Genomic DNA, 24,315 nt, shown 5'->3' with positions numbered 1-24,315 from the left:
GTCGCTCGGCGCCGACCCGGATGGCGCCGCCTTTGGGCATCGCCTCGTTCGCGTTGCGCACGAGGTTCTCGAGCGCGCTCGCGAGCAGCTCGGCGTCTCCGCGAACGTCCGGGCAGCTCGGCTCGATCGCGAGGGTGAGCGTGACGCCCTCGCCCATCGCGAGCCGCTGCGCCTCGACGAGACCGCCCAAGAGCGCGGTCAGATCGACGCGCGCGAGCGAGGCCTCCACGCGTCCGAGCCGCTGGTATCGGTCGACCACCTGCGTGATCCGATCGGTCTGCTCCACGATGAGGTGCAAATAGCGGACGCCGTCCTCCAGCGGGCGCCCCTGCGCGTGCTCCTCGAGGAGGAGCTGCGCCGCCCCGCGCGCGGCGGCGAGCGGGTTGCGCACGTCGTGGGCCATCTGCGCCGCGAAGCGCCCGAGGGTCGCGTGGTAGCGCATGCGCGCGGTGCCCTCGGCGTAGCGACCGGCGACGTGGCGCAAGGCGCCCCACACGGCGAGCGTGACAACCACGGACGCGAGCACGAGCAGCGCGCTGCCGGCGCCCCACGAGCGCGCGAGCCCGAGCTGCGCCACCACGCCGCCGAGCGCGATGGCGATCGAGGTCGCCATCGCCCGCGGAGTGAGGTCCCGCACCAGGCGAAAGCGCAGGGTACCCGCGGCGAGCAGGACGCCGCTCGCCAAGAGGCCCCACGCCGCGAGCCGCGGCACGGGCGCGCCGGCGATCGCAAACACGTCCGTGCCGCTCCCGCCCACGCCGAGCGCGACCGCCGCCGTGACCAGCCAGGCGCTGGAGCGCTCCGTCTTCGCGCTCTCGCGGAGGTGCCGAGCGAGCAGCACGAACGACACGCCGAGCGCGACCGAGAGCCCCAGCCCTACCACGACTCCCCACGCCGGGCTCAGCGCGAAGGCGTTGAGCCGTGGGCTCGCGAACGCGATCGGGCTCACGCAAGTAATCGCAATGGCTAAGAAATACGCCCAGATGCCACGGGCCACCCAGCGGAGTCGGCGTCGCCGGCCGACGAACGTGGCGACCACCTCGAAGGCGAGCGGAACCGCCAGCGCGGCCGCCGCCGCGTTGAACCAGCGGGCCGCGTCCCCGCGCGAGTTGCTCGAGATGAGGTCGAGCACGTCGTACGCGAAGAGGTCGAGGTAGAGGGCGCCGAGAGGCACGGCGAGCGGCTCGCGGCGCGCGCGCACCGCGGCGAGGCCGGCGAGGGCCAGGAACACGATGCTCGACCCGAGCGTGAGCCGGTCGTCGGCGGTCATTCGATGCTCAACGTCGTACGGCTCCCCGAGAGCGCGCGCCCTCGACATGGATTGAACTCGACCGACGCCGTCGGCGTCCAGCGCTTCCTCCGAGCCCTCGCGCGCCCTCGCCCACGCGACTCGCTGGCTCCGGGCGCGCTCCCACTTCGCCTCGAGTCCCCGAGCGCCCGTGGGCTCCAGCTCACTTGGCTTGGCGCCCGCGCGTGAGGCGTCCACGTTAGAACGCCCCGCCGACGACCACGCCGGCGGCGCCGGACCGCGGGTCGACGCTGGGCGCGACGCTGCGGATGCCGGCGGTGGCGGGCGCCGGGGTGGCGCTGGGCTCGTGGGCGAGCACCGCCGCGTCGATGAGCGAGGCCGCCGCGTAGCCGATGAGGCCGCCGGTCACCGCCTCGGGGAGGCCGCCGTAGAGGCACCCCAAGCTGCCGCTGCCGCCGCAACCTGACGCGGCGGTGAACCCGAGGAGACCGCCCACGGTGACCGCCGCCCCGCGCACGAGCAGGCTCCCCCCGGCGGCCCACGGTCGCCCGTGGACGAGATGAATCGTCGGCGAGGCCGCGCCCATCCCCACGAGCGCGGTGACCGCGAGCCCTCCGCTCTCCGCGCCGGCCGACGCGAACAGCAGGCCTACGCTGGCCGCGTCGGCGAGCAGTGTCTGGTACCCGTACCACGTGCTCGCGGGTGGCTCCGCTGGCGCTTCGGCGGCGGGCTCGGCTGGCGCTTCGGCGGGCCGCGAGCGTGCTGCGCCCCTCGAGACGGGCGCGGTCGGGGGTTCGTCCGCGAGGGCGGGCGCGGCGAAGAGCAGCGCGATGGACACGAGCAGGAGGGATCTCATGCGCGTGCCTCAGCAGGAGACATGCCACGCGGCGCGCGCCGCGCCGATCGCTCGCCGCGCAAGGCGGAGGCCTGCAGGTGACGGGGCTCGCCTGCCCGAGCCCGAGCTGGAGGGTCGGCCCGCCAGCGGTGAGCGAATGCGCCGGCGGGTGCACGCGTGTGCACCGGCCTGCACGCTCGCCGCGCGTCGCGGGCCGAGAGTGCCGCGCGTCGCGCGTGGCACGAGGGTTGCCATAGGGCCCCTCGAAAGAAGGAGTCCACGCCATGACCACCCGCCGCCGCTCGTGCCTCGCCGTCGCTCTCACCGTCGCCTCTCTGGCAACCTTCGCCTCGTCGCAGGCTCGCGCGGACGAGCCCGCCGCCACCCCTGCGCCCACCGTGGCCCCCGCGCTCCCATCGCTCGCGCCGCCCGCGCCGCCCGCGCCGCCCGCGCCGCCCGCGCCGCTCGCGCCGCTTCCGACCGTGTCCGTCCCGGCCGCCGCGGCCGCGCCCGTTGGCACGCCCGCCGCGCCCGTCCACGTCGCCGCGCCCGCAACCGTCGCTCCGGAGGAGGGGGGCTACGACGGCCAGTACACGCCGCCAAGGGTCGTCGCCTACGAGGGTGGCCGCATCCCCCGTGACTCCCGCCTCGAGGAGCGCGCGCGCCGCGGCATGGTCATCGCAGGAGTCGTCGTGACGGGCTCCGCGTACCTGTTCTCGCTCGCGTACGCGGGGAGCACCTGCGGCGCCCAGCAGGACTGTCGCTCGGGGAGCGACTGGCTCTACGTGCCCATCGTCGGTCCGTTCATCACCTCCGCGAAGGCGCCCACCTCCGGTGGCGCGGCGCTCGCGGCCTTCGACGGGATGGTGCAGGTCGGCGGCGTCGCGCTGGCCGTCGCGGGTGCCCTCTTCCCGCAGCAGGTGGTCGTCTCCCCGGGCCGCGCGTCGTGGAAGGTCGAGCCTGTGTCGGTGGGCTCGGGGATGGGCGTGGGCGTCACGATGACGCACTTCTGAAGGTGGGGCGGTGGCGCGGGCGCGCGACGCAATCCCCGCGTGGTAGCGTGAGCGGATGTCTCGCCGCGCACATCGTCTCCCGGGTCGTCTCGCTCCACGCGGTCGCCTCCGCCTCGTGCTCTGGTTCACCGGTGCGATCGCCGCCGGCGCCGGCGCCTTCCTGGCGTGCTCCAGCGATCCTGCACCGGGCGCGGTGGACGCGGGCGTCGACGCCGTCGCGGCCGACACGGCGCCGCCTCCCGACGCGACTCCGGGGGCCGACGCCGCCACTGACGCGCGGCCCGACACCGGGTGCGTGGTCGATCGCGGCGCGGTCGACGGAGGCGCGCCGCTCGAGGCGGGCCCCGACGGCGGGGACCCGCTCGGCGACGCCGCGTCCTTCACGCTCGCCCAGGCCATGGCGGGCTTCCCGGAGAACGCCAGCGGCGTGCTCACCGCGCGCATCACCACCGAGCTCGGCGAGCTCGTGTGCCGTCTGGACGAGGCGGCCGCGCCCATCTCGGTGGCGAACTTCGTGGGCCTCGCCCGAGGCACGCGCCCTTTCCTGAAGAACGGGCAGTGGACCGTGGGCAGGTTCTACGAGGGACTGATCTGGCACCGCGTCATTCCCGACTTCGTCATCCAAGGCGGCGATCCGCGGGGCACCGGCACGGGCGGCCCCGGCTACTCGCTCCCGAACGAGAACCACGCGCCACAAACCCTTGGTGCGCTCTCGATGGCGGCGTCGAACCCCGCGCCGGACGAGTTCCTACCAAGCGGCAGCCAGTTCTACGTGGTCGTCGGCAGGGGGCCGAAGGCCGACTACAACGTCTTTGGTACCTGTTCGGTCGAGACCGCGAAGGCCATCGCCGCGGTCGAGCGCCGCAGCAACGACAAGCCCAAGGTGGACGTGCACATGAGCGTGTCCATCGAGCGGTGCCCTCGGTAGCGTCGTCGCGTTCGCCGGGGCGACCCCGCGCGGCTCACGGGGTCCCGTCGTCCAGCGTGACGATCGCGATCTCGGGTCGGGCGAGGAAGCGAACCGGAAGGATCGACGTCCCGAGGCCTCGGCTGACATACATCCACGAGCCGCGGGCCTCGTACGGACCCGCCACGTAGCGACCGCAGCCGGGTGGCAGCCAGAGCGGCCCGACGACCGGCGCGCACACCTGCCCGCCATGCGTGTGCCCAGCGAACGCGATCGTCACGCGTCCCGCGATGGCGTCGAAGAACTGCGGAGAGTGCATGAGGGCGATGGTCCTCACGCCGTTCGCGTCGCGAGGTACGTCGCGGAGCGCCCTCTCCGCGTCGGGTGAGCCGCCGGTCAGGTCGTCGAAGCCGATCACCCAGACATCGTCGCGGACCTTCCTCGCCTCGTTGACGAGCAGCGTGATGTTGGCCGCGCGATAGGCCTCGATCTCGTCCACCGCGGGGCGCCAGTGCTCCCAGTTGCCCTGCACGGCGAAGACGCCGAGCGGCGCGTGGAGGCGCGCGAGGAACGGCGCGTAGGCCGCGAAGGTGCCTTGGTCGCAGGTGTCCCCCGTGAGCACGATGAGGTCGGGGCGCTCAGACTCCACGAGCTGCATCACACGCTCCTCCACGTGGCCCGGGGACGTCCCGTGGAGATCGCTCAGGTGCATGACGCGGAGCGGGCTCGCTGCCGCCGCGGGGGGCCCTCCGGACCAGGTCCGGCGTGGACGTGTGACCTCGACCCAGCGTGGCTCGACGCCAAAGGCGTAAGCGCCAACCGCCGCCGCGAGACCCAGCGCGACGCGAGGGGCCCAGCGACGCGCCGTAGTCAGGGCCACGCCGGGGCCTGCGCTACGGCGAGGAGCCCACGGGGGGCTCCGCGCGCCGCCTCGTGCTCAGTCTGCGACTGCCATCTACGCGCGCCGCCAGCGCGGCGAGCGGGTGCGCGAGTCGGGCTCCGCTCCTCCGCTCGCGAGCGGCCTACTGCGCCTACTGCGCGGGGCGCGCGCACCGTCCGCCGAACTTGCCATATTGGAACATCACCTGGAAGTTGGCAGTGTTGCCGCGACCGTAGTTGTGCCCCTCCCAGGAGCGCCCGACGATGCCGGCGAGCGGGATACCCGTGTAGCGCGTTCCGATGGCACCCACGGGCTTGTTCGAGCGCGTGCACGTGGTGGCTCCGGGCGCGGGAGCGGTGGAGAAGTCGCAGAAGTTCGACGTGGGGGCAGAGAAATCGCCGGTGTACTCGCCGAGGTTCGCCATGAGATCGTACCAAGACTCGCCACCCGACTTGAGGTAGGTCGCGTCCGTGGTGAACCGGCCCGGCGCCGCGATCCAAATGCTGAGGTCGCGGCTCTCCACCTGGTTTCTGGGGAACTCGTAGAAGATGCCGCCGTTGCCGAGCGCGGTGTCCTGGCACGACCAGCCGCCGTTGCCGGGGCGGCCGTTGCACCAGTTGTAGGCCGGCCTCCCGGGATCGGTGGGCCCCATGGGCTGATTGTAGGCGCCCCACGCGTCCATGTAGTCGGCGTGGCGGGCGAGCTCGCCGCCGTCCCACGCGCAGAACGCCGCGAGCATCAGCGGGGTCACGCAGGTGAGGGGCTTCGCGTCGAGCGTGGTCCGCGGGATCGTGCGCGGTGGGATCCCGTATTGGGCGAGGTCGGCGTCCGGCTGCCAGTAGGTCCCCGCGCCGAAGTTGCCTGACGCTGGGTTCGCGACGTCGTACCAGTTCGAGCAGCCGCGAATGCCGTCGTAGTTGTCGATGTCGATCGCGCCGAGGTGGGCCACGATGTTGAGTGGACCCGAGCGCGTCGACGGGTACAGATTCCCCACCACCGGCGCGAGCGAGAGGAGCCCGTCGAGCTGCGAGCCCGGGTTCGCCGCCACGTAGGCGGCCACCCACGCGCGCACGTTCGGGCCGACGGCGGTGACGAAGGTGCGCATGCGCCCGGCGGTGATCTCGTACTTGTCGAGGCGCTTCGTGGTCCGCGTGGGCAGCGTGAGCGACCGGCAGCACGACTCGTGCGCGGCCCCGGCCTCGCCGACCTCCTTCGTGCCGCAGGTCCCGATGCCCGCGGTCTCGGCCGTGGAGCACGATTTGGCGACGCAACGGCCGGTCGGCGAGCACGCCTCGGAGAGGCAGTCGGTGGCGGCCGTGCAGCGCTTGTCGTCCCTGCATGCGGGCGCCTGATAGCTCACGGCGCCCTCCGTCACCGCGCCGCCGCCGCAGTCGATGTCCGACTCGAGGCCGTTCTTCACGTTGTCGTCTGAGGTGGGCGTCACGCACACGTTCGCGGCGCACGCTCGGAGCTGGCAGTCGTTGTCGGTCGCGCAGGCGCGGGTGAGCACGCAGCGCGGGGCGTTCGGTCCGCCGCAGTCGACGTCGGTCTCGCCGTTGTTCTTCTTGCCGTCGGTCGCGCTGGGCGCGTCGCACACGCTGCCCGTGCACGTCGACACGCAGTCGTCGCTGACCTTGCACTTCTGCCCCGCCCCGCAGAGCCGGGCAGGGGCTGCGCTACCCCCGCAGTCGATCCCCGTCTCGCCGCCGTTGCGGCGCCCGTCTTGGTGAACGCCCGCCGGGGGCGCGGTGCACGCGAGCGCTCGGCAGTAGTCCGTGCGGCAGTCGAGGTCCTGCAGGCAGACCTCGCCGTTCTCGCACGGGTTCGGGAGCCCCACGCCGCACGTCTTGGTGCCAGGCGGGGCGCAGGTCCTGTCGGGCGCGCAGGTGGTGCTCTGGCACTCTTCGTTCTTGGTGCAGGGCTCGCCGTCGCACCGCGTGGGGCAGGTGCCTCCGCAGTCGACGCCGGTCTCCTTGCCGTCTTGCACCTTGTTCGTGCACGAGCTCGCGACGCACGCGCCGCCGGTGCAGTTGAGAGACTCGCAGTCGGTGGGCTCGACGCACGCCTCACCGACGCCGCACTTCTTCGGCAGGTTCTTCCCGCACGGGACGGCGGAGTCGGGCACGGACGCGTCGACCACCGGCGGCGGAGACGCGTCCACCCTCGCGGAGACGGGCGGCGCCGCGTCCGTGGCCGCCGGCGCGGCCGCCGGCGTGGAGCTGCACGCAGCCACCGCGCCGCTTGCGATAGCGAGGCTCGCGACCAGCGCTGTTCGAGAGCCCGACGAACGAGAAATTCGACCCACGCAGCCTCCTCCGCCGGCCCGCGCCCACCAGCCCGTTCACGCTACCCGCTTCGACCGGCGCCGCAACGCAACGTTTGCGTCAGCGAGCCATCCGATCCCCTGCTGCAGAGCTCGTACGGTGCTCCTCGGACCTGCAGCGTACGGACAGCCCTCGGTCCTGCGGTGCGGAGGTGCAAGCTCTTCGCTGCGGTCTGCGTGGCTCGTCGAAATGAGCTTGATGAATAATCCTGGCGAGGTCCCTCATTTCGATCGCCTGGCTGAGCTCTCTCGGTTGGCTCGGTGGCGCGTTGCTCCACCCGCGCTGATCGCGCTCGATCCTTCGTCCCGCGCTTGTCAGCGGCACGTGGATGTACCACCCTGGGATAATGTCAATTAAGCGGGGACTCGGGGTCGCGTTGCTTGGTGTGCTGTTCGTCGCCGGGGCCTGCAAGAGCGACCCGGTGCCGAGCCCCACGCCGCCGGTCGTGACCGCAAACCCGGTCGTGCCCGGCGGTTCCGTCTCGAAGGAGGTCTCCGCGGCGGGCGGTCAGGTCGCCCTCCCCAGCGGCGAGACTCTGGACATTCCGGCCGGCGCCGTCACGGGGAGCGTGAAGGTCGAGGTCACCCAAATCGATCCCGCCAAGGTGCAGGCGAAGCCCGCCCAGATCGAGTTCGTGTCGGCCCCCGTCGCGTTCACGCCGCACGGGCTCACCTTCGCGGTGCCGATCACGATCACGCTCCCCTTCACCTCCACGCGGACCGACCTCGTCGTCCTTCGCCTCGACGACGAGAAGGACACCACCTGGGAGATTGTCCCCGGCGCGACGTTCGAGGGCGGCAAGGCGAAGTTCCAGACGTCCCGGTTCAGCGTCTACATCGTCGGGCTCCGGCTGGACGCGAACGCGACCTGCCAGGAGCTCTGCCCGAAGATCCAGGCGTGCACGACCGACTGCGCGAGCGGCTGCGCGACGGCGCGCGCCACGTGCCTCCCGGACGCGTGGGGGCGGGTGGCCGCTTGCATCGAGGGCGCGCTCAAGCCGACCCAAGACTGCCCTCGCGTGGAGACCTGCATCGCGTCGGAGCCTTGCACGCGCTACCGCCTCGCGGACGGTGGCACCGACGCGAGCGTCCCCGACACCGGTACCCCGGACACGGGCGCCCCGGACACGGGCGCACCGGACACGGGCGCACCGGACACGGGCGCACCGGATGCCGGTGCGGACAGCGCCACCTGCGGCCCGGTCGCGACCTTCTTGGAGCCCTTCGCGCGTCCGGACTCGGCGTCGATCGGTGGCTGCTGGATCACCTATCCCGCGCAGCTCTCCGCCCCGACGCTGAAGGGCGAGTCCGCGTGCGGCGACGACCAGAGCGTGGCGCTGATGCGCATAAACCAAGCGCCCACCACCGTGGAGTACGATTGGGTCGCTACCGCCACAGCGGGCCTCGAGACCAACGCGATGGTCGCGCTCGACAACGCGGGCACCATCACCTCCGGCTTCTTCGCCGGGGTCGACGGCGGCTCGATGCCGCCGCGCCTGTACATCAAGTCGCTCGGCGGCACGACGCTCGCGGGTCCGACCGACGTGAACCTCACGGCCGGCACCACCTACCACCTGGCGGCCACCTTCAACCCGTCGGGCGCCATCTCGGTCGCGCTCACGGCGGGCGGTGCGCCGGTCCCCGGGGGCATGGCCAGCGCCAACGTGGTCGGCGGGATCACCTTCAACCGCGCGGGCTTCGTCGTCGGTCGGGCCGCCGACGTGGCGCTCACCTGCGTGGACAACTTCACCATCGCCCAGTAACCGCGCGCGCGCGGATCACCCGGCTCTCACGCGCGCACGTCGTCTGGCGCGTGAGAGGCTCGGGCCTCAGTGAGCCTGCGCGCCGAGCACGTCGTCGCGCAGGTGCCACGCGACCCGGGTGGCCAGCGTCATGATGGCGAGCTGCGGGTTCACTCCAAGGCTCGTGGGCACGATGCTGCCGTCGGCCACGTAGAGGCCGCGGGTGTCCCACACCTTGCCGTAAGGATCGACCACCGAGTGCTCGCGGGTCTTGCCCATGCGGCAGCTCCCGAGCGGGTGCTGCGAGGAGCACTCGATGTCGCGCGCGTGCACGCGCTCGAAGGGGAAGGCGCGGAACGTGTCGGCGTCCATGCCTGGCGCGCCGAGGACGGGCGCGAACACCTCGCGCGCGCCGGCCGCGAAGAACGCCTCGCCCATCTCGCGGATGACGCGCGGGACGAGCGCGCGGTCCTCGCGCGCCATGCGGTACGTGACGATGGGCTCGCGCCCGAGGCCGGGCCAGACGCGACCGCCGCCCTCGTCGTGGATGATGCCCCCGAACACCGCGAGGTGCTTCACCTGGCCCGCGCGCCGCAGGAGCGAGGGGCCGACGCCCGGCATGGTGGCCGCCATGATCGCGGGCGGGATGAACAGGCCGACCAAGGTGATGCGGTCGTGCTCGAGGGAGTCTGTGTAGGCCGCCTGCATCGAGCCCGACCACCCCTGCACCTCCTCGTCGAAGCGCGCGATCATGCGGAATCCAGGGTGCACGGTGACGTTCTTTCCCACCTGCCCGGACACCCCGGTGACGCCTGATCGCCGGAGGAGCAGCGGCGTGAACGCCGCGCCCGCCGCCAGCACCACGAGCGGCGCGTGGACCACGAAGGTGTCGCCAGGCCCGCCGCCCTTTCCGTTCAGCAGGTGGCCCGCCACGCCCACGGCGCGCTCGCCCTTCATGAGCACCTGGTCGGCGAGGCAGTCGGCGTAGATGCGCGCGCCCTTCGCCGCCGCGCGCGGCAGATACGTGAGGTCTACACTGAGCTTGGCCACGTGCGGGCAGCCGAAGTTGCAGCGCCCGCAGCCGTTGCAACCCTCGGTGTTGCGCCGGATGGGCTTGATCTCGAGGCCGCGTCGGGCGGCCCCCTCGGCGAAGAGCTGCGTCGACCGCGAGCGCATGTGCTCGGGCACCGTCTCCACGTGCACCGCGCGCTCGACCGACGCGTAGCAGGGCTCGAGCGACCGCTCGGAGAGCTCGTGGAGGCCGCGCTCCTTCTGCCACACGCCGAGCACGGCGTCGGGCACGCGGAAGCACACGCCGCCGGTGATGACCGACGAGCCGCCCACCACGCGCCCCATGGTCATGTTGATGTGCGGCGTGTCGCCCAGTCCGTACGCGACCGTGAGGCCCGCGCCGCGCCACACGTGGCGGAGCGACTCGCTGACGCGCATCGCGCCGTGGTCGAGCCCGGGGACGAACGGGCCCTCCTCCAGCACCACCACGCGGTGCCCGGCCTCGGCGAGCTCGCAGGCCACCACCGCGCCCGAAGCGCCGGAGCCCACCACCACCACGTCGGCGTCGAGCACGAGCGGCGTGTCGCGGGGGTGCGACCGGCCGCTGACGACGGGGATCAAGCCTTCACCTTGCAGCCCTCGTCGCCCACGGGCGCCCCGATCGAGCGCGCGGCGTCCGGGTGCTCGAAGTACAACATGCAGAGTACAGCTTTCAGGCCGAGCAGCGCCGTCGACAGCGGGCTCTTCTCGACGCGCTCGAGCAACCTCGTGCGCTCCTCGAGCGGGCGCGACGCGAAGCCGAGCCGCAGGGAGAGCAGCGGGCCGAGGCCGGTCACCAAGAAGAGGCAGAGCCGAAACACCCGCGAGGCGTCCGGCGAGTGCCCCAGGAAGCCGCGCAGCTCGGTCGTGACCCACTCGAGCCGATCGGCCGGCGGCGGGCCCTCGCCGGTCGCGAACATCGCCTCGGTCACCGCGCGGGCGAGGCGCACCGTGGACGCGGAGAGCGGCGCGACCTCGCGATCCTTCACGTCGAACGGGCCGGCGAGGGTGGGGCGCGGGGCGCGCGCGCGCGCGATTAGCGAGCTCGGCGCGACGAGCTCGCGGTCACCCGTGTGCTGCGACGTGGGCATGGCGACCATGACAGCAAGGGCGGAGGCGCGTGGCAACGCGGTTCGGTCCCCGGCGACCGCGCTCCGCGGCGCGCGCGCGGAGTGCTACAGCGTCCACCATGACCTTGCACGTCGAATACTTCGCGGTCGCGCCGCTGGGGTGCAACTGCTCTATCATCGCGGATCTAGACAAGAAAACCGCCATCGTGGTCGACCCCGGCGGCGAGCTGCCGAAGATCCGCGCGCGGCTCGACGCGCTCGGCGTCGTGCCCACCGCCATCGTCCACACCCACACGCACATCGATCACGTCGGGGCCACGCCCGGGCTCGTGCGCGCGTACGAGGTACCAGCGCTCATCCACGAGCAGGACCGCCCGCTCTACGACATGTTGCCCGTGCAGGCCGCGATGCTCGGCATCGCGCTGCCCGAGAGCACGCACATGGAAGGCACCCTCGTCGACGGCGGCACGGTCACCTCGGGCGCGTGTGAGCTCGGCGTGCTGCACACCCCGGGACACACCCCGGGCAGCGTGTGTTTCGTGCTCACGCACGGCCGCGAGCGCGTGCTCTTCACGGGCGACACGCTCTTCAAGCGAAGCATTGGCCGCACCGATCTTTGGGGCGGCGACTCGGACGCCCTCCTTCGATCCATCCGCGACAAGCTCTTCACCCTCGAAGGGGACACGCGTGTGGTCACAGGGCACGGCCCCACGACGACCCTCGCCGACGAGCGCGACAAGAACCCCTTCTTCTGACCGAATTTTCGCGCCCGGCCCCCTCCTCGGTGAAGCTCACCGTCCTTAGAGTCTTCTTGCGTCGCGCCGCGATCGACTTCGCCCGGCGTCGCGCCCTAGGGCCGCTCCCCATGCTCGATTCGCCGCTCCCCGAGTCTGCTCTCCGCGACGCGCTCCGCGCTCGGCTCGCCGATCGCGCTCGGTCGGAGATCCCGGTGGGCTCTGCCGGCGCCGAGAGCGCCACGCTCGCCTGCCTCTTCGAGCGCGACGGCGACACCCACGTGTGGCTAACGAAGCGGCCCGAGACCATGCGGCGGCACGGCGGGCAGGTCTCGTTCCCGGGGGGGAGGCGCGATCCGAGCGACATCACGCTGCTCGAGACCGCGCTCAGGGAGGCGCGCGAGGAGCTTGGGCTGCCCGCCGACCAGGCCGACGTGCTCGGCCCGCTCGACGACGTGGTCACCTTCACCGGGTACGTCATCACGCCCTACGTGGCGTGGCTGCGTGGCCCGTTCGTGCCCGAGCCCGACCCCGTGGAGGTCGCGCGCGCCTTCTCTGCGCCGCTCCGCGTCTTCTCTGCGCGTGCGCGCGGCGTGTTCCCGAAGGTCGGGTGGCAGGTCGAGGGTGAGCTGGTGTGGGGCGCCACCGCGGCGGTGCTGCACAACCTCGTCGCCGTCGTCCGCGAGCTCCCGCGCCCGCCGGGGGCGTGACCTGCTACACAGCGCGCATGTCAGGCACGCAAGGCACGCGCGAGCCCCTCCCGCTACCGTCCCCGCCGCCGCTGCCGGTACCTCCGGACCTGGCCGACTCGCTCCGCGAGTTGGGCGTCTCGCTCACGCCCGAGCAGCTCGCCCGCCTCGGCGACTACCTCGCGCGGCTGCTCGCCATGAACGAGCGGGTGAACCTCACCGCCGTCACCGATCCGCTCTTGGTGTGGACGAAGCACGCCCTCGACGGCCTGTCGATCGTGCCAGAGCTCGCCTCGCTTCCGCCGGGCGCCTCGGTGCTCGATGTGGGCTCGGGCGGGGGCGTACCCGGAATACCGCTCGCGATCGCGCGCCCCGACCTCGAGGTGACGCTGCTCGAGGCGACGCAGAAGAAGGCCGCGTTCCTCGCCGACGTGGCCGAGGCGATCGGGCTCTCCAACGTGTCGGTGATCGCCGAGCGCGCGGAGGACGCCCGCGAGACCGAGCTCGCCGGCGCGTTCGACGCCGTGACCGCCCGCGCGGTCGCGAAGCTCGCGGCGCTCTTGGGGTGGACCGCGCCGTTCGCGCGCGACGGCGCCCGCCTCGTGTTCATCAAGGGGCAGCGCGCCGAGCTCGAGCTCCGCGAGGCGAAGCGCGCCATGAAGCTCGCCGGGTGCGCCCACGAGCACACGACTCCCACCCGCACCGGCCGCGTGGTCGTGCTGCGGGTGAGTCGAGGCGACCGCTGAGCGGCCTCAGGGCCAGTCGTCGTCGTGGGCGCGTGGATCCTCGAGGGGCTCGAGGTGGGTGATGACGTGCAGCCGCTCGTGGGACGCTCGCATCGCGTCCTCGATGCGCTGCGCCACGTCGTGGGCGCGCGCCAGCGGCCACGCGCCGGGCACGAGGACGTGCACCGAGACGAACGTGTGCACCCCCGCGTCGCGGGTCTTCAGCGCGTGCCACCGCACGCCCTGCGGCTCGTAGCTGTCGAGGATCTTCACGAGCGCCTCGCGCCCCTCGCGCGCCATCGCGCCGTCGAGCAGCCCCATGCCGGCCCGCCGCACGATCTTGACGCCCTCGTGGAGGATGTGAATCGCTAGTAAAATCGCGATGATAGGATCGATTCGGGCGACTCCCGACGCGAACACGATCCCGAGCCCCAGGAGCACGCCCACCGACGTCCAGACGTCGGTCATGAGGTGGGTACCGTCGGCCTCGAGCGCCGGCGAGCGGTGGCGCCTGCCCGCCGAGAGCAGCACCCGCGCGACGACGAAGTTGAGCGCGCTCGCCACGATCGAGACCGCGAGGCCCACGGGGTTCGCCTCCGGCGGCGCCGGGTGGATGAGCCGCGGGATGGCGGCAGCGACGATGGCCAGCGCCGCGACGCCGATGAGCGCGCCTTCGAAGCCGCTCGCGAAGTACTCGGCCTTGCCGTGGCCGAACTCGTGATCTTCGTCGGCGGGCCGCTCCGCCACCCGGAGCGCGTAGAGCGTGGCGATCGCGGCGACCACGTTCACGATCGACTCGAGCGCGTCGGCGAGGAGCCCCACGGCGCCGGTGAGCCGCCACGCCGCGACCTTGAGGGTCAAGACGAGGAGCGACGTCGCGATCGACAGCGCCGCGAACCCGGCGAGCCCGGCGCGCGCGGCCGGCGCGGGCTTCCCGACCGCCGGGGCGGGACTCACCGAGGGGCTCGCTTCGCCACGCGCGCCAGCCTGGCCGGGATCATGGCGCGCATCATGAGAGCGACTTGCCGCGGCGTCAACGGGAGCTCGAGCGCGACCGTGGGCGTGGCGCTCGCACCTTCGCGACGTGACCGCGACATGACGGCGCGCGCCCGTTGCGCGCGTCACCATCAACAACGTGTCGCTGTTCCCGCAAGCCCCGCGAGCTGCACGAGCCACCTCGGCCACGAGCGCGAGGAGCGTCGCGCCGCCCGCCGGCGCACCGCGGGAGAGCCTGCTCGTCTTCTCCGACGTGCACCTCGGCAGCGATCTCAACGATCACGGCACCTCGCCGCGCCGCTCGCACGGCATCGACTCCGACCTCACCAAGCTGCTCCGCCACTACGCCGCGACGCCGCCCGTAGGCGAGCGGTGGCGCGTGGTCATCGCGGGCGATTTCATCGACTTCATCGGCATGACCGTGAAGGAAGAAGCGGGGCACGCGCTCTCGACGGCCCTCACCGACGAGGAGCACCGGCACGGGCTGGGCAGCGCCGCCGATCATGCCCGCGCGAAGCTTCGGCGCGTCGTGCAGCGCCACGGCGAGGTGTTCGACGCGCTCTCGGCTCTGGTCGCCCGCGGCCACGCGCTCACCTTGGTCCACGGAAACCACGACGTGGAGTTCCACTGGGACGAGCTGAAGGCCGACTTCCGTCAGGAGCTGCTCGCCCGCGCTCAGGCCGACGCGCAGCACGGAGAGGCGATCGACGCGGCGGATTTCCTCGCCCGCATCGAGTTCGAGCCCTGGTTCTACTACTGGAAGAACGTGGCCTACATCGAGCACGGCCACCAGTACGACCCCTACTGCGCGAGCGAGCACGTGATGGCGCCGCTCTCGCCGCTCGACCCCCGCCGTGTGATGCACGGCTTCTCGAGCACCCTGCTCCGGTACGTGGTCCGACAGACCCACGGCATGAAGGAGCATGGCCACGAGCACCTCGGGGTGTTCGACTACGTCGCGTTCGGCCTGCGCCTCGGCGTCCGCGGGGTCGGCGGGCTCGTGTCGCGCTTCGCCGCCGCCGTGGCCGAGCTCTTCGCGCTTCGCCGCGCGCATTTCCACGAGGCCATGACGACGCTGAAGAGCGAGCACGAGCGCCGCGTCGCGCTGCTCGCGGAGGCGAGCCGCCTCGGCAAAGACCGCCTCCGCGCGCTCGCCGCGCTGCAGGCGCAGCCGGTCACGCGCTCCATCCCCGGCATCCTCGGCAGCGTGCTCCTCGACCGCCTGGCGCTCGGGCTCCTCGCCAGCATCGCGCTCGCGGTCGTGGCCGTGATTGGGGTGTTTCATGGGCGCGTCCTCTACGGCGCCCTCGGGGTGCTCGCCGCCTGGGTCATCGCGCACCGCTATCTGTCGATGCAGCGACAGCTCGACCCCGCCGAAGAGATGGCCGCCCGCGCCGGTACGCTCGCACGGCTGCTCCCCGCGGCCTTCGTCGTGATGGGACACACGCACATTCCCGTACAGCAGCCGGTGCACGACGGCGCGGCGACCTACATCAACCTCGGCTCGTGGGCCGAGGAAGAAGAGCTGGACCCCAAGCACGGCCGGGAAGCGTACCGAGCCGCCCGCACGCACCTCGTCATCGAGCTCGATCCCGCCAACGCGGACGCACCTCGCGCCGAGCTGCGCGCCTGGCAGGGCGAGGCGCCTCGCAAGTACGAGACCTGAGCCCGGCGAGACGCGGCATTCCAGACGCGGTAAGGGAGAGCGCACCATGCCGCACCTCGAGCTCCTCGGCCGCGTCGCCTCCCTCCCCGTGGTGCGCTTCGGCCCCCCCGGGGCGTTCCTCGGCTTGCGCCGTGACGCTCCCGATCCGCAGCGCGCGCCGGTCATCTTGCTGCCTGGCGCGGAGGTGCCAGAGGGCACCCAGGTCGGCGACGAGCTCGACGTGTTCGTCACGCTCGACTCGGAGGACCGCCCGCTCGCCACGCTCGCCCGCCCGCGCCTCGCGCTCGGGCAGGTCGCGTTCCTCGAGGTCACCGACGCCACGCGCATTGGCGCGTTCGTCGACTGGGGGCTCCCGAAGGAGCTGCTCGTGCCGCACGCCCTCCAGACCGCGGAGCTGCGCGTGGGGAACCGGTACGCCGTGGGCCTCGTGCTCGACGACACCGGCCGGCTCGCGGGCACGATGCGCGTCGCCGAGCTGCTCCGCGATCGCCGCACCTACGCGGTGGGCGAGTGGGTCGCGGGCGAGGCGTGGCGCAACGAGCCTGGGCTCGGGCTCTTCGTCATCGTCGAGAAGCGGCAGGTGGGCCTCGTGCCCGCGAGCGAGCCGCACGGGCTCGCGCGCGGCGAGGCGGCGCGGTTTCGCGTGAGCCACGTCCACGCCGACGGCAAGATCGAGCTGTCGCTGCGAGGCCTCGCGCACGAAGAGCTCGATCGCGACGCGGCGCACGTCCTCGAGCGGCTGCGCGTCGCTGCGCTCCGCGTGGGCGACGGCTCGAGCCCGGAGGTCATTCGCCGGCACTTCGGGCTGAGCAAGAAGGCGTTCAAGCGAGCGGTCGGCCGGCTCCTGCGCGATCAATCCGTGACGCTCGATCCCGAGGGGCTCCTCGTGCCCGCGCGTCGCCCCGCGGACCCTTGAGCCGCGCCCTGCCACGCCCCGCGTGCCGTGCTCCGGGACCGGCTCGGGGAGCGCGCAGCGTGCCGCGCCTGTGGCGTACTATTTCGAAATCGTTGGTGTTTGCGCTTGTGCGTGGGCCCCCTGGGCGCGGTAGTCTTGCACGGTGAATACACACCTCCGCGCGGTCGCCTGGTCCCTCAGCGCGCTGGTCGGTGGCGCGGCGCTCCTCGCGGTCGCTTGCTCCACCACCGCCGACCCCATCGACTCCGGCACCCCCGAGCCTCAGCCCAGCGGGCCGCCGGTGCCCGTCCCGCCGAAAGACGCAGGTGCGCCCCCGCGCGCCGACGCGTCGCCGTCCCTCGACGCGACGCCCGGCGACGGAGCGACCGTCGACGCCGCGCGCGACGGGGCGACCGTCGACGCGTCTCCTGGTGACGGCGGCCTCCCAGGTGACGGCGGCCTCCCAGGTGACGGCGGCCTCCCAGGTGACGGCGGCCTCCCAGGTGACGGCGGCCCTCCGGACTGTGGCGCGCCGCCGAAGCTCCGCTCGCCCGACGCGGGCGCCGCGGGCACCGTCTTCTATTGCCCATTCGAGGTTAGCGGTACGCCCTACTGCACGGGCGACCAGACCTGCTGCAGCGGCACCGGGTCGGGCGCCACCGGGTTCGATACGACGATGTGTGTGTCGGGCAAGGTCGCCTGCGCGGCGGGCTCGCGGGGCCCGCGCAGCCGCTGGGAGTGCGCCGCGCCCGCGAACTGCCCTGGCGCCGCCCCCACCTGCTGCATGGGCGGGACCGACGCCGGGCCGCCCGCCGTGGACACCGAGAAGGTGAATGGGCGCCTCTGCCCGGTAGAGTTCCAACGCGGCTTCTACATCGGCGGCACCGTCTGCCGCTCGGCGTGCAGCGCCGGCGAGCTCACGGTGTGCAGCCGCGACGCCGACTGCGCCTTCCCGAAGAAGTGCGTGGCCTTCGCGACGAACAGCCGCGACCTCGGCTACTGCAAGTAGGCACCCGCGCCCCTCGGATGGCGGCGCGCGGGGACAACACGTCCCGCGATGGCGCAGGTGCCGCCGGCGGCCCTCGATTCGCACGCAACGCGATCGTGGCCGCGCAGCGCGCGCTCGAAATCGCGCCGCCGGCGCCCCCCGGTGGGTATCATCGGCCCCGCGGCGCGGCGCCGTGAGATCGGGAGGCGCACGTGGGCGAGCTCGAAGTAGGCATGGTCGGTCTGGGCGTGATGGGGCAGAACCTCGCGCTCAACATCGCGGAGAAGGGCTTCTCGTGCGGCGGTTACGACGCGTGGCCCGAGCCCGTCGACAAGTTCGTCGCGAAGGCCGCGCGCGAGGGCGCCACGAACGTGCTCGGCTTCAAAGACGTGAAGGAGCTCGTCGCGTCGCTGCGCCGGCCCCGCCGCATCATCCTGCTCGTGAAGGCGGGAGAGGTGGTCGACAAGACCATCGCGGCGCTCCTGCCGTATCTCGAGAAAGACGACATGATCGTCGACTCGGGCAATGAGTACTTCCGCAACACCGAGCGAAGGGCGAAGGAGCTCCTCCCCAAGGGAATACGCTTCTTCGGTATGGGCGTGTCGGGCGGCGAAGAGGGCGCGCGCCACGGCCCCTCCATGATGCCCGGTGGCGATCGCGCCGGCTACGACGACATGGCCCCTATCCTCACGAAGATCGCGGCCCAGGCCGACGGCCCGTGCGTGACCTACTGTGGGCCAGGCGGCGCGGGGCACTACGTGAAGATGGTGCACAACGGCATCGAATACGGCGACATGCAGCTCATCGCCGAGGCCTACGACGTGCTGAAGACGCTCGGCGGGCTCACCAACGAGGAGCTCGCCGACACGTTCGCCGAGTGGAACTCGGGGGAGCTCCAGTCGTTCCTCATCGAGATCACCGCGAACATCTTCCGCAAGAAGGATCCCGAGACCGGCGGCGCGCTCGTCGACCTCATCGTCGACGCGGCCGCCTCCAAGGGCACCGGCCGGTGGACCGTCCAGGACGCGGCGGAGGTGGGCGCCGCCATTCCCACTGTCGCGTCTTCGGTCGAGGCGCGCTTGCTGTCGGCGAACCGCGAGGGGCGCCTCGCCGCGGCGAAGGTGCTCTCTGGCCCGAAGCCCGGCGGGGCGACGCTCGACGCGGCCGCGAAGAAGCGCCTCGTCGCCGACGTGCGCGCCGCGCTCTACTGCGCGAAGGCGTGCAGCTACGCGCAGGGCATGGACCTGCTGCGCAAGGCCTCGAACGCCCGCGAGTGGGGCCTCGATCTCGGCGAGCTGGCGCGCATCTGGAAGGGCGGCTGCATCATCCGCGCCCAGTTCCTCGGGCGCATCAAAGAGGCGTACGACCTCGACGCCAACCTCTCGAATTTGCTCCTCGATCCTGGCTTTCAGCGTGAGCTTGGCGAGCGCCAGGCCGGCTGGCGGAGCGCCGTCGTGCAGGCCATCGGCGCCGGGATCCCGCTCATGACCATGAGCGGCTCGCTCGGCTATTACGACTCCATCCGACGCGAGCGGCTGCCCGCGAACCTCACGCAGGCGCAGCGCGACTACTTCGGCGCACACACCTACGAGCGCCTCGACAAGCCCGGCTCGTTCCACACCGAGTGGACCAAGTAGGTGGCCGCCGCGCTCTACGCGAGCCACTCGCGTGAGCTCGCGCTCGCCGAGGTGCCCGAGCCGCTCGGGGCTGCGCTGCGCCTCCACGCCGAGCGCGCGTCGCTGAGCGTCGAGGCGATGCGTGTATGGCTCACGCATCGCGAGAACCCCGCCGCGTCGGGGTTCTTCGGGAGCCTGCTCGGCCGCCGCCAGAACCCCGCCGATCCGGACGCCGAGCACGACATGGTGCTCGCGCTGCACGCCACTCACCTCCTCGTGGGGACTCACGGCGCGAGCCGCGGCACCGCCGTGATGTCGCTGCCGCTCCTTCAGGCCACGGTGACGCGCGGTGGGGTCTTGGCGGGCCACCCGCTCGCCGCAGGGCTCGACGTGCCGGCCGACGACGGCCTCACGATCTCGGGCTTCCCCGGCACCGAAGGTCGACCCGGCACCTACTTCGTGGGCCTCGGGCCGGGCGCCGCGGACGCCTGCTTCGAGGCCGTGCGGGCCGCCGTGGCGCGCGCGAAGAACGCGCCGCCTTGAAGCGCGCGGGGGCCTCGCTCGCGCTCGCGCTCGTCGCGAGCGCTGCGTGCGCCGCGTGCTCCCGTAGCGCGGTGCCGTCGGCTCCCCAGGCCGACGCCGCGCCGTGGATCCCGCCTGTCGCGCCCCGAGCCGAAGCGGACGCAGAGGCCGGATCGCCGGAGCCGATCCCACCCGCGGCCTTGAGCGGCGACGCGTGCGCGCCGCCCACGCCCCCGCCAACCCCCACGCCCACGCCCCCGAGCAACGGCGTCTATCTCGGCCGGAAGCTCGCGAGGCCCATGAGCCACCTGGGCGCGGCGTGGCTCGATCGGGCGGGCCGCGACGCCGTGCAGCGGCCCGAGCACGTGCTCGACGTGGCGGGCGCGCGAGCGGGCGCGCGGGTGTGCGACTTCGGCGCGGGGAGCGGCTATTTTACCGTGCACCTCGCGCGGCGTGTGGGCCCCACCGGCCGCGTGTTCGCCGTCGACGTGCAGCCCGAGATGCTGGCGCTCCTCGAGCAGAAGCTGACGCGCGAGCGGCTCTTGAACGTGACGCCCGTGCTCGCGAACCCATCGGAGCCGAGCTTGCCCGCGGCCTCGGTCGACCTCGTGCTGATGGTCGACGTCTACCACGAGCTCGAGCGCCCCGACCTCACGATGGCCCAGCTCCGCGCCGCCCTCGCGCCGGGAGGGCGCGTGGTGTGGGTCGAGTACCGCGCCGAAGATCCGAACGTCAGCATCAAGCCCGATCACAAGATGTCGCTCGTGCAGATACGACGCGAGGCCGCCGCCGTGGGCTACCGGATAACCCAGGTCGACGAGTCTCTCCCGCAGCAGCGCATCGTGGTGCTCGCCCCGTAGTCGCGCGTTCCTCTTCGGCCGATCGCGCTGTGGGCGCTTGCGGCGCCTCCTCGCCGGCACGTACGCTCCTCGGGTGGACGCGAAGAGCCTGGCCCTGCTCGCTGTGCCGTTCGTGCTCACGTTCGGCTCCGCCGGGCTCGGGTGGGTCTGGCGGCGATTCCGGAAGCGCTCCGCGCTGCGGCGCGCGGCCCTCGTGCTCACCGACCCCGTCCTCGACGAAGACCGCGGGGTGCTCACGGGCCGGGTCGGCGGGCGCCCCGTGCGCTGCGCGCTCACGAGCCGTGGCAAGGGCAGCGGCGCGAGCCCGTGGACCGAGGTGACCGTGACCATGGAGGGCCCGGTGCTCGACTTCGAGCTGCGGCCGCAGAGCCTCACCGAGACGATCGATCTTCACCGCGGCATGGCGATCGACGTGCAGCTGGGCGACCCGGCCTTCGATCGCGCCTTCATCGTCGAGGGGGCGCCCGCGGCGGCGGTGCGCGCGGTGTTCGCCGACGCGGCGCTGCGGAGCGCGCTCGTGGAGCTCGGGTCGATCGACGTCACGCGGACCGACGACACGCTCGACCTCGGGGCGAAGGGCTGGCTCTGGGGCGAGCGCCTCGCGAAGCTCGCCGAGACCGCGGGGCGGCTCGCCGCGCGCGTGGCCGAGGTCTCCGCGGAGGAGGCGCGCCCCGCGCAGTCGACCTATCGCCCGACGCCCCGCGATCCCACGAGGGAGGCCGAGCGCCGCGCGCTCGCCGACGCCCGCGCGACCCGAAAGACCAAGGTGGGCGCGAACACGATCGCCATCATCGTCTTCGTCGTGCTGTTCATGGTGGCGTGGGTGGCCGCGGTGGTCGCGCCGCGCGCCCCGGAGCCCCCGAGCGCGCCGCACACCGCTGAGTAGGTTCGCGACACGCGCTCCACGGCCGCCCGCTCGCCCGCGCCGCGCGGATCGTGGCACAATGATCGCGTGGATCTCCGCCTCCGCAACCTCACGCAGCTCGACACGCGCGCCGTGCCCCTCCCCCACGGCACCGAGGTCGTCACGCGCGTCGATCGCGTGGTGGGCGAGCGCCGCGTCCCGCAGGGATCGCTCGGCCGCGTGACGAAGCTCGACGGCGACACCCTGGAGATCACCCTCGTCGGCCACGGCGTCGTCCGCTACGCGCGCTCCGAGCTGTCGCCGAGGCGCACGGGGCAAGTGCTCTTCGCGCACCGCCGCGCCGACGCGTGGGAGGCGCTGTCGCCCTGCGTGGTCCTCGAGGCCACGGTCGGCTCTCGCGCGTGGGGCCTCGCGGACGAGGGCTCCGACACCGATCTTCGCGGCGCCTTCGCCCTCCCGTTCTCGTGGACGCAGGGCCTCGTCGCTCCTCCGGAGGACCTCGTCAGCGCCGACGGGAGCGCCACGTATTGGGCTGTCGGCAAGGCCATCCGGCAGGCGCTCCGGGCGGATCCGAACACCCTGGAGATGCTCTTCGTCCCGAGCGCGCGCGCGCAAGACCCGGTGGGCGAGTGGCTGCTCGCCGAGCGTGACGCCTTCGTATCTATCGAAATTTACGGCACATTTGGGCGCTATGCGCTGGGCCAGCTCCGTCGCCTCGAGCAGGGCCTGCGGCTCGCCGAGCACCGCGACGCCGTCCTCGGCTGGCTGCGCGACGACCCCTCGCTGTCGCTCGACGCCGTGGCCACGAAGGTCGCCGCGGTGTCCACGCGCCTCGCGCCCACCGAGGCCGACGCGCACCACCAGGCCAAGCAGTACGTCAAGCAGCTCTACCGCTCGCTCGCCGATCAAGGGCTCCTCGAGGCCAACGAATTCGCCGCGCTCGCGCGCTTCGCGAGATCGTCACCGGCCGGGTTCGACCTGCCGCGCGAGCTCCGCCCGAAGAACGCGTACAACCTGCTCCGGCTGCTCGCGACCGCGACGCGCTGGCTGCGCGAGGGTGAGCCTACGTTCGAGGCCACCGGCGCGCACCGCGAGCGCTTGCTCGCCATCAAGCGCGGCGAGGTGCCGCTCGACGAGGTGCTCGCCGAGGCCGAGGCCATGGCGCCCGAGCTCGAGGCCGCGCGCGACGCCTCGCCGCTCCCGAAGCGTCCTGATCTGGTGCGCGCCGACGCGCTGCTCCGCAAGGTCGGCGAGGAGCTCGCGCGCCGCTTCGTTCACGCCTCGCCCGGCCCGCTCGGGCGCGACGCGAAGGCCCCGCCGGAGGTCTCGTGGAGCGAGTGAGCGAACCACGCGCCGACGCCGCGCCCGTCACGAGCGAAGCCGAGGAGCCGCTCGCGGGGCTCTTGTCGGAGGGCGAGCGCGGCGTGATGGCGCGCGTGCTCGCCGAGGAGAGCCAGAAGCGCGAGCACGTCGTCGTGTACCTGAGCGGCGCGCACGCCTACGGGTTCCCCTCGCCGGACAGCGATCTCGATCTCAAGGCCATCCACGTCTGCGACACGGCCGAGCTCCTCGGCTTCGAGCTGCCGGCCACCACGGTCGATCGCGCCGAGGTCCTCGACGGCGTGGAGATCGACTACACGTCGAACGAGCTCGGGCATGTGCTCGCGGGGATCCTGCAAGGCAACGGGAACTTCCTCGAGCGAGTGCTCGGGCGCACGGTCTGCTACGCGTCACCGCTGCTCGCCGAGCTCCGCCCCCTCGCCGAGCGCTCGCTCAGCCGCCGCGCTCACCGGCACTACCGTGGGTTCGCGCAGAACCAGCTCCGCGCGCTCGCGCACGGCGCCTCGGTGAAGAAGCTCCTCTACGTGCTCCGGACCGCGCTCACGGGCGTGCACCTCCTCGAGACTGGCGCGCTCGAGGCGAGCCTCCCACGGCTGCTCCCTGTGTACGGCCTCGAGGAGGCCGCCGAGCTCGTGGAGCAGAAGCGCGCCGGCGAGCGCGTGAGCCTCGAGCCCCTCGAGCTCGAGGCATGGCGCGCGCGGGTCGACGCCACGCTCGCGCGCCTCGACGCGGCGGCGGAGAAGAGCCCGCTCCCCGCCGAGCCCCCGAACGAGGCCGAGGTGCGCGCGTGGCTCCTCTCCGTGCGCAAAGCGCGCTTTCGCTGAGCCGCGGAGCGGTGACGCGCGAAGACGGGCGCTCGCCCGCGATTACGACTCTCGTCCGTAGTCGGCGAGGTAGGGGAACCGCGCCCTGAACGGGAGGGCCGCGTTCACCGCGAACATCGCGCCGAGCGCGACGCCGATCATCGCGGCGATGTAGCCGAAGAAGAAGGGCAGGATGCGCACGAGCACGGCTGACACCCCTGGCACGAGCTCGCACGCGAGGAGCACGACCACGACGCCCACGGGCACCGAAGCGTAGCGCACTCGATCGCCCCGTTTCGCGCGACGACGATCGTCGACCTCCGCCAGGGTCTCGCGCGTGAGGCGCAGGCGCAGGTCGAGGAGCGGGGAGTCGCCGCACGCCTCGCACGCGGCCGCGTCCGCCTGCCGATGGCCGCACTCCATACACGCCCACGGGCCGGGGAGCCCGGTCGCGGAGAGAGCGGCGGTCGAAGGCAGGGGCTCGAGGAGAGAGTCCATGGGATGCCTCTACGGCGGGCGGGCGTCGAATCTTCCCTCGCGCCGAAC

Annotated in this window: 23 protein-coding genes; 15 read left to right on the top strand and 8 right to left on the bottom strand. The window is 72.7% G+C overall.

Translation table 11 applies throughout. The features are described 5' to 3' along the window. The coding region (locus IPQ09_15785; GenBank protein MBL0195657.1) for a hypothetical protein at positions 1-1,270 on the bottom strand (1,270 nt) is incomplete at its 3' end. A 217-nt stretch (positions 1,271-1,487) separates the two neighbouring features. Continuing rightward, complete coding sequence (locus tag IPQ09_15780) at positions 1,488-2,105, bottom strand: hypothetical protein (GenBank protein MBL0195656.1); 618 nt, start codon at positions 2,103-2,105, stop codon at positions 1,488-1,490. Positions 2,106-2,368: 263 nt separating this feature from the next. On the opposite strand from IPQ09_15780, the gene IPQ09_15775 reads away from it, so the two are divergent. Together IPQ09_15775 and IPQ09_15770 are read left to right on the top strand one after the other, a co-directional pair. Further along, positions 2,369-3,097 (top strand): hypothetical protein, encoded by a 729-nt coding sequence (locus tag IPQ09_15775; GenBank protein MBL0195655.1) that lies wholly within the window; start codon positions 2,369-2,371, stop codon positions 3,095-3,097. Positions 3,098-3,494: 397 nt separating this feature from the next. Beyond that, positions 3,495-4,025, top strand: coding sequence for a peptidylprolyl isomerase (locus IPQ09_15770; protein MBL0195654.1), 531 nt, complete (start codon positions 3,495-3,497; stop codon positions 4,023-4,025). Between the two features lie 34 nt (positions 4,026-4,059). Here the strand turns inward: IPQ09_15770 and IPQ09_15765 are convergent, their stop codons facing one another. Continuing rightward, positions 4,060-4,716, bottom strand: a complete 657-nt coding sequence (locus IPQ09_15765; protein MBL0195653.1) for a metallophosphoesterase — start codon at positions 4,714-4,716, stop codon at positions 4,060-4,062. A 319-nt stretch (positions 4,717-5,035) separates the two neighbouring features. Next, positions 5,036-7,117 (bottom strand): hypothetical protein, encoded by a 2,082-nt coding sequence (locus tag IPQ09_15760; protein MBL0195652.1) that lies wholly within the window; start codon positions 7,115-7,117, stop codon positions 5,036-5,038. Between the two features lie 437 nt (positions 7,118-7,554). On the opposite strand from IPQ09_15760, the gene IPQ09_15755 reads away from it, so the two are divergent. Beyond that, positions 7,555-8,970: a hypothetical protein gene (locus IPQ09_15755; protein ID MBL0195651.1), complete on the top strand. Its 1,416-nt coding sequence runs from the start codon at positions 7,555-7,557 to the stop codon at positions 8,968-8,970. A 66-nt stretch (positions 8,971-9,036) separates the two neighbouring features. On the opposite strand, the gene IPQ09_15750 is transcribed toward IPQ09_15755, so the two are convergent. Both IPQ09_15750 and IPQ09_15745 read right to left on the bottom strand, forming a co-directional pair. Next, complete coding sequence (locus IPQ09_15750) at positions 9,037-10,581, bottom strand: GMC family oxidoreductase (protein MBL0195650.1); 1,545 nt, start codon at positions 10,579-10,581, stop codon at positions 9,037-9,039. After that, a complete protein-coding gene (locus IPQ09_15745) occupies positions 10,578-11,090 on the bottom strand; it encodes a hypothetical protein (protein MBL0195649.1) in 513 nt (170 codons plus the stop codon). The genes IPQ09_15750 and IPQ09_15745 overlap by 4 nt, the downstream gene beginning before the upstream one ends. 104 nt (positions 11,091-11,194) lie before the next feature. On the opposite strand from IPQ09_15745, the gene IPQ09_15740 reads away from it, so the two are divergent. The 3 genes from IPQ09_15740 to rsmG all read left to right on the top strand — a co-directional run bounded on the left by IPQ09_15740 (position 11,195) and on the right by rsmG (position 13,238). Further along, positions 11,195-11,824, top strand: coding sequence for an MBL fold metallo-hydrolase (locus tag IPQ09_15740; GenBank protein ID MBL0195648.1), 630 nt, complete (start codon positions 11,195-11,197; stop codon positions 11,822-11,824). 110 nt (positions 11,825-11,934) lie between these two features. Next, complete coding sequence (locus tag IPQ09_15735; GenBank protein ID MBL0195647.1) at positions 11,935-12,513, top strand: CoA pyrophosphatase; 579 nt, start codon at positions 11,935-11,937, stop codon at positions 12,511-12,513. Positions 12,514-12,530: 17 nt separating this feature from the next. Then, complete coding sequence (rsmG, locus tag IPQ09_15730) at positions 12,531-13,238, top strand: 16S rRNA (guanine(527)-N(7))-methyltransferase RsmG (protein ID MBL0195646.1); 708 nt, start codon at positions 12,531-12,533, stop codon at positions 13,236-13,238. A gap of 6 nt (positions 13,239-13,244) precedes the next feature. Here rsmG and IPQ09_15725 read toward each other — a convergent pair whose 3' ends face one another. Beyond that, a complete protein-coding gene (locus tag IPQ09_15725; protein MBL0195645.1) occupies positions 13,245-14,345 on the bottom strand; it encodes a cation transporter in 1,101 nt (366 codons plus the stop codon). A 7-nt stretch (positions 14,346-14,352) separates the two neighbouring features. On the opposite strand from IPQ09_15725, the gene IPQ09_15720 reads away from it, so the two are divergent. The 9 genes from IPQ09_15720 (at position 14,353) to IPQ09_15680 (ending at position 23,790) form a co-directional block, all read left to right on the top strand. Then, complete coding sequence (locus tag IPQ09_15720; GenBank protein MBL0195644.1) at positions 14,353-15,879, top strand: metallophosphoesterase; 1,527 nt, start codon at positions 14,353-14,355, stop codon at positions 15,877-15,879. A gap of 46 nt (positions 15,880-15,925) precedes the next feature. Continuing rightward, positions 15,926-16,795 carry a nucleic acid-binding protein gene (locus IPQ09_15715; GenBank protein ID MBL0195643.1) on the top strand — a complete coding sequence of 290 codons (870 nt, stop codon included), beginning with the start codon at positions 15,926-15,928 and terminating at the stop codon, positions 16,793-16,795. Between the two features lie 142 nt (positions 16,796-16,937). Continuing rightward, complete coding sequence (locus tag IPQ09_15710) at positions 16,938-17,783, top strand: hypothetical protein (GenBank protein MBL0195642.1); 846 nt, start codon at positions 16,938-16,940, stop codon at positions 17,781-17,783. Between the two features lie 212 nt (positions 17,784-17,995). Beyond that, complete coding sequence (gndA, locus tag IPQ09_15705) at positions 17,996-19,399, top strand: NADP-dependent phosphogluconate dehydrogenase (protein MBL0195641.1); 1,404 nt, start codon at positions 17,996-17,998, stop codon at positions 19,397-19,399. Beyond that, positions 19,400-19,921 carry a hypothetical protein gene (locus tag IPQ09_15700; protein MBL0195640.1) on the top strand — a complete coding sequence of 174 codons (522 nt, stop codon included), beginning with the start codon at positions 19,400-19,402 and terminating at the stop codon, positions 19,919-19,921. It begins immediately after the preceding gene. Next, the gene (locus tag IPQ09_15695) at positions 19,918-20,760 is read left to right on the top strand and encodes a class I SAM-dependent methyltransferase (GenBank protein ID MBL0195639.1); all 843 of its coding nucleotides are present in this window, start codon (positions 19,918-19,920) and stop codon (positions 20,758-20,760) included. Before IPQ09_15700 ends, IPQ09_15695 begins: the two co-directional genes overlap by 4 nt. Before the next feature lie 73 nt (positions 20,761-20,833). After that, positions 20,834-21,646 (top strand): hypothetical protein, encoded by an 813-nt coding sequence (locus IPQ09_15690; protein ID MBL0195638.1) that lies wholly within the window; start codon positions 20,834-20,836, stop codon positions 21,644-21,646. Between the two features lie 66 nt (positions 21,647-21,712). Next, complete coding sequence (locus IPQ09_15685) at positions 21,713-22,966, top strand: nucleotidyltransferase domain-containing protein (protein ID MBL0195637.1); 1,254 nt, start codon at positions 21,713-21,715, stop codon at positions 22,964-22,966. Between the two features lie 86 nt (positions 22,967-23,052). After that, positions 23,053-23,790, top strand: coding sequence for a nucleotidyltransferase domain-containing protein (locus IPQ09_15680; GenBank protein MBL0195636.1), 738 nt, complete (start codon positions 23,053-23,055; stop codon positions 23,788-23,790). 42 nt (positions 23,791-23,832) lie between these two features. Here IPQ09_15680 and IPQ09_15675 read toward each other — a convergent pair whose 3' ends face one another. Beyond that, positions 23,833-24,267, bottom strand: coding sequence for a hypothetical protein (locus tag IPQ09_15675; protein MBL0195635.1), 435 nt, complete (start codon positions 24,265-24,267; stop codon positions 23,833-23,835). Between the last annotated feature and the right edge of the window lie 48 nt (positions 24,268-24,315).

Source organism: Myxococcales bacterium, from assembly GCA_016720545.1.
Taxonomy (GTDB): Bacteria; Myxococcota_A; Polyangia; order Polyangiales; family Polyangiaceae; genus JAAFHV01.
The sequence above is the reverse complement of the archived record's forward strand: the minus strand, read 5'-3'. Positions and strand labels throughout refer to the sequence as shown.

Excerpts from the sequence above, each read along its gene's own strand:
- IPQ09_15780 (MBL0195656.1), bottom strand. The coding sequence starts at position 2,105 with ATGAGATCCCTCCTGCTCGTGTCCATCGCGCTGCTCTTCGCCGCGCCC.
- IPQ09_15775 (MBL0195655.1), top strand. The coding sequence starts at position 2,369 with ATGACCACCCGCCGCCGCTCGTGCCTCGCCGTCGCTCTCACCGTCGCC.
- IPQ09_15770 (MBL0195654.1), top strand. The coding sequence starts at position 3,495 with ATGGCGGGCTTCCCGGAGAACGCCAGCGGCGTGCTCACCGCGCGCATC.
- IPQ09_15765 (MBL0195653.1), bottom strand. The coding sequence starts at position 4,716 with ATGCACCTGAGCGATCTCCACGGGACGTCCCCGGGCCACGTGGAGGAG.
- IPQ09_15755 (MBL0195651.1), top strand. The coding sequence starts at position 7,555 with ATGTCAATTAAGCGGGGACTCGGGGTCGCGTTGCTTGGTGTGCTGTTC.
- IPQ09_15745 (MBL0195649.1), bottom strand. The coding sequence starts at position 11,090 with ATGCCCACGTCGCAGCACACGGGTGACCGCGAGCTCGTCGCGCCGAGC.
- IPQ09_15735 (MBL0195647.1), top strand. The coding sequence starts at position 11,935 with ATGCTCGATTCGCCGCTCCCCGAGTCTGCTCTCCGCGACGCGCTCCGC.
- rsmG (MBL0195646.1), top strand. The coding sequence starts at position 12,531 with ATGTCAGGCACGCAAGGCACGCGCGAGCCCCTCCCGCTACCGTCCCCG.
- IPQ09_15725 (MBL0195645.1), bottom strand. The coding sequence starts at position 14,345 with ATGGTGACGCGCGCAACGGGCGCGCGCCGTCATGTCGCGGTCACGTCG.
- IPQ09_15715 (MBL0195643.1), top strand. The coding sequence starts at position 15,926 with ATGCCGCACCTCGAGCTCCTCGGCCGCGTCGCCTCCCTCCCCGTGGTG.
- gndA (MBL0195641.1), top strand. The coding sequence starts at position 17,996 with ATGGTCGGTCTGGGCGTGATGGGGCAGAACCTCGCGCTCAACATCGCG.
- IPQ09_15680 (MBL0195636.1), top strand. The coding sequence starts at position 23,053 with ATGGCGCGCGTGCTCGCCGAGGAGAGCCAGAAGCGCGAGCACGTCGTC.
- IPQ09_15675 (MBL0195635.1), bottom strand. The coding sequence starts at position 24,267 with ATGGACTCTCTCCTCGAGCCCCTGCCTTCGACCGCCGCTCTCTCCGCG.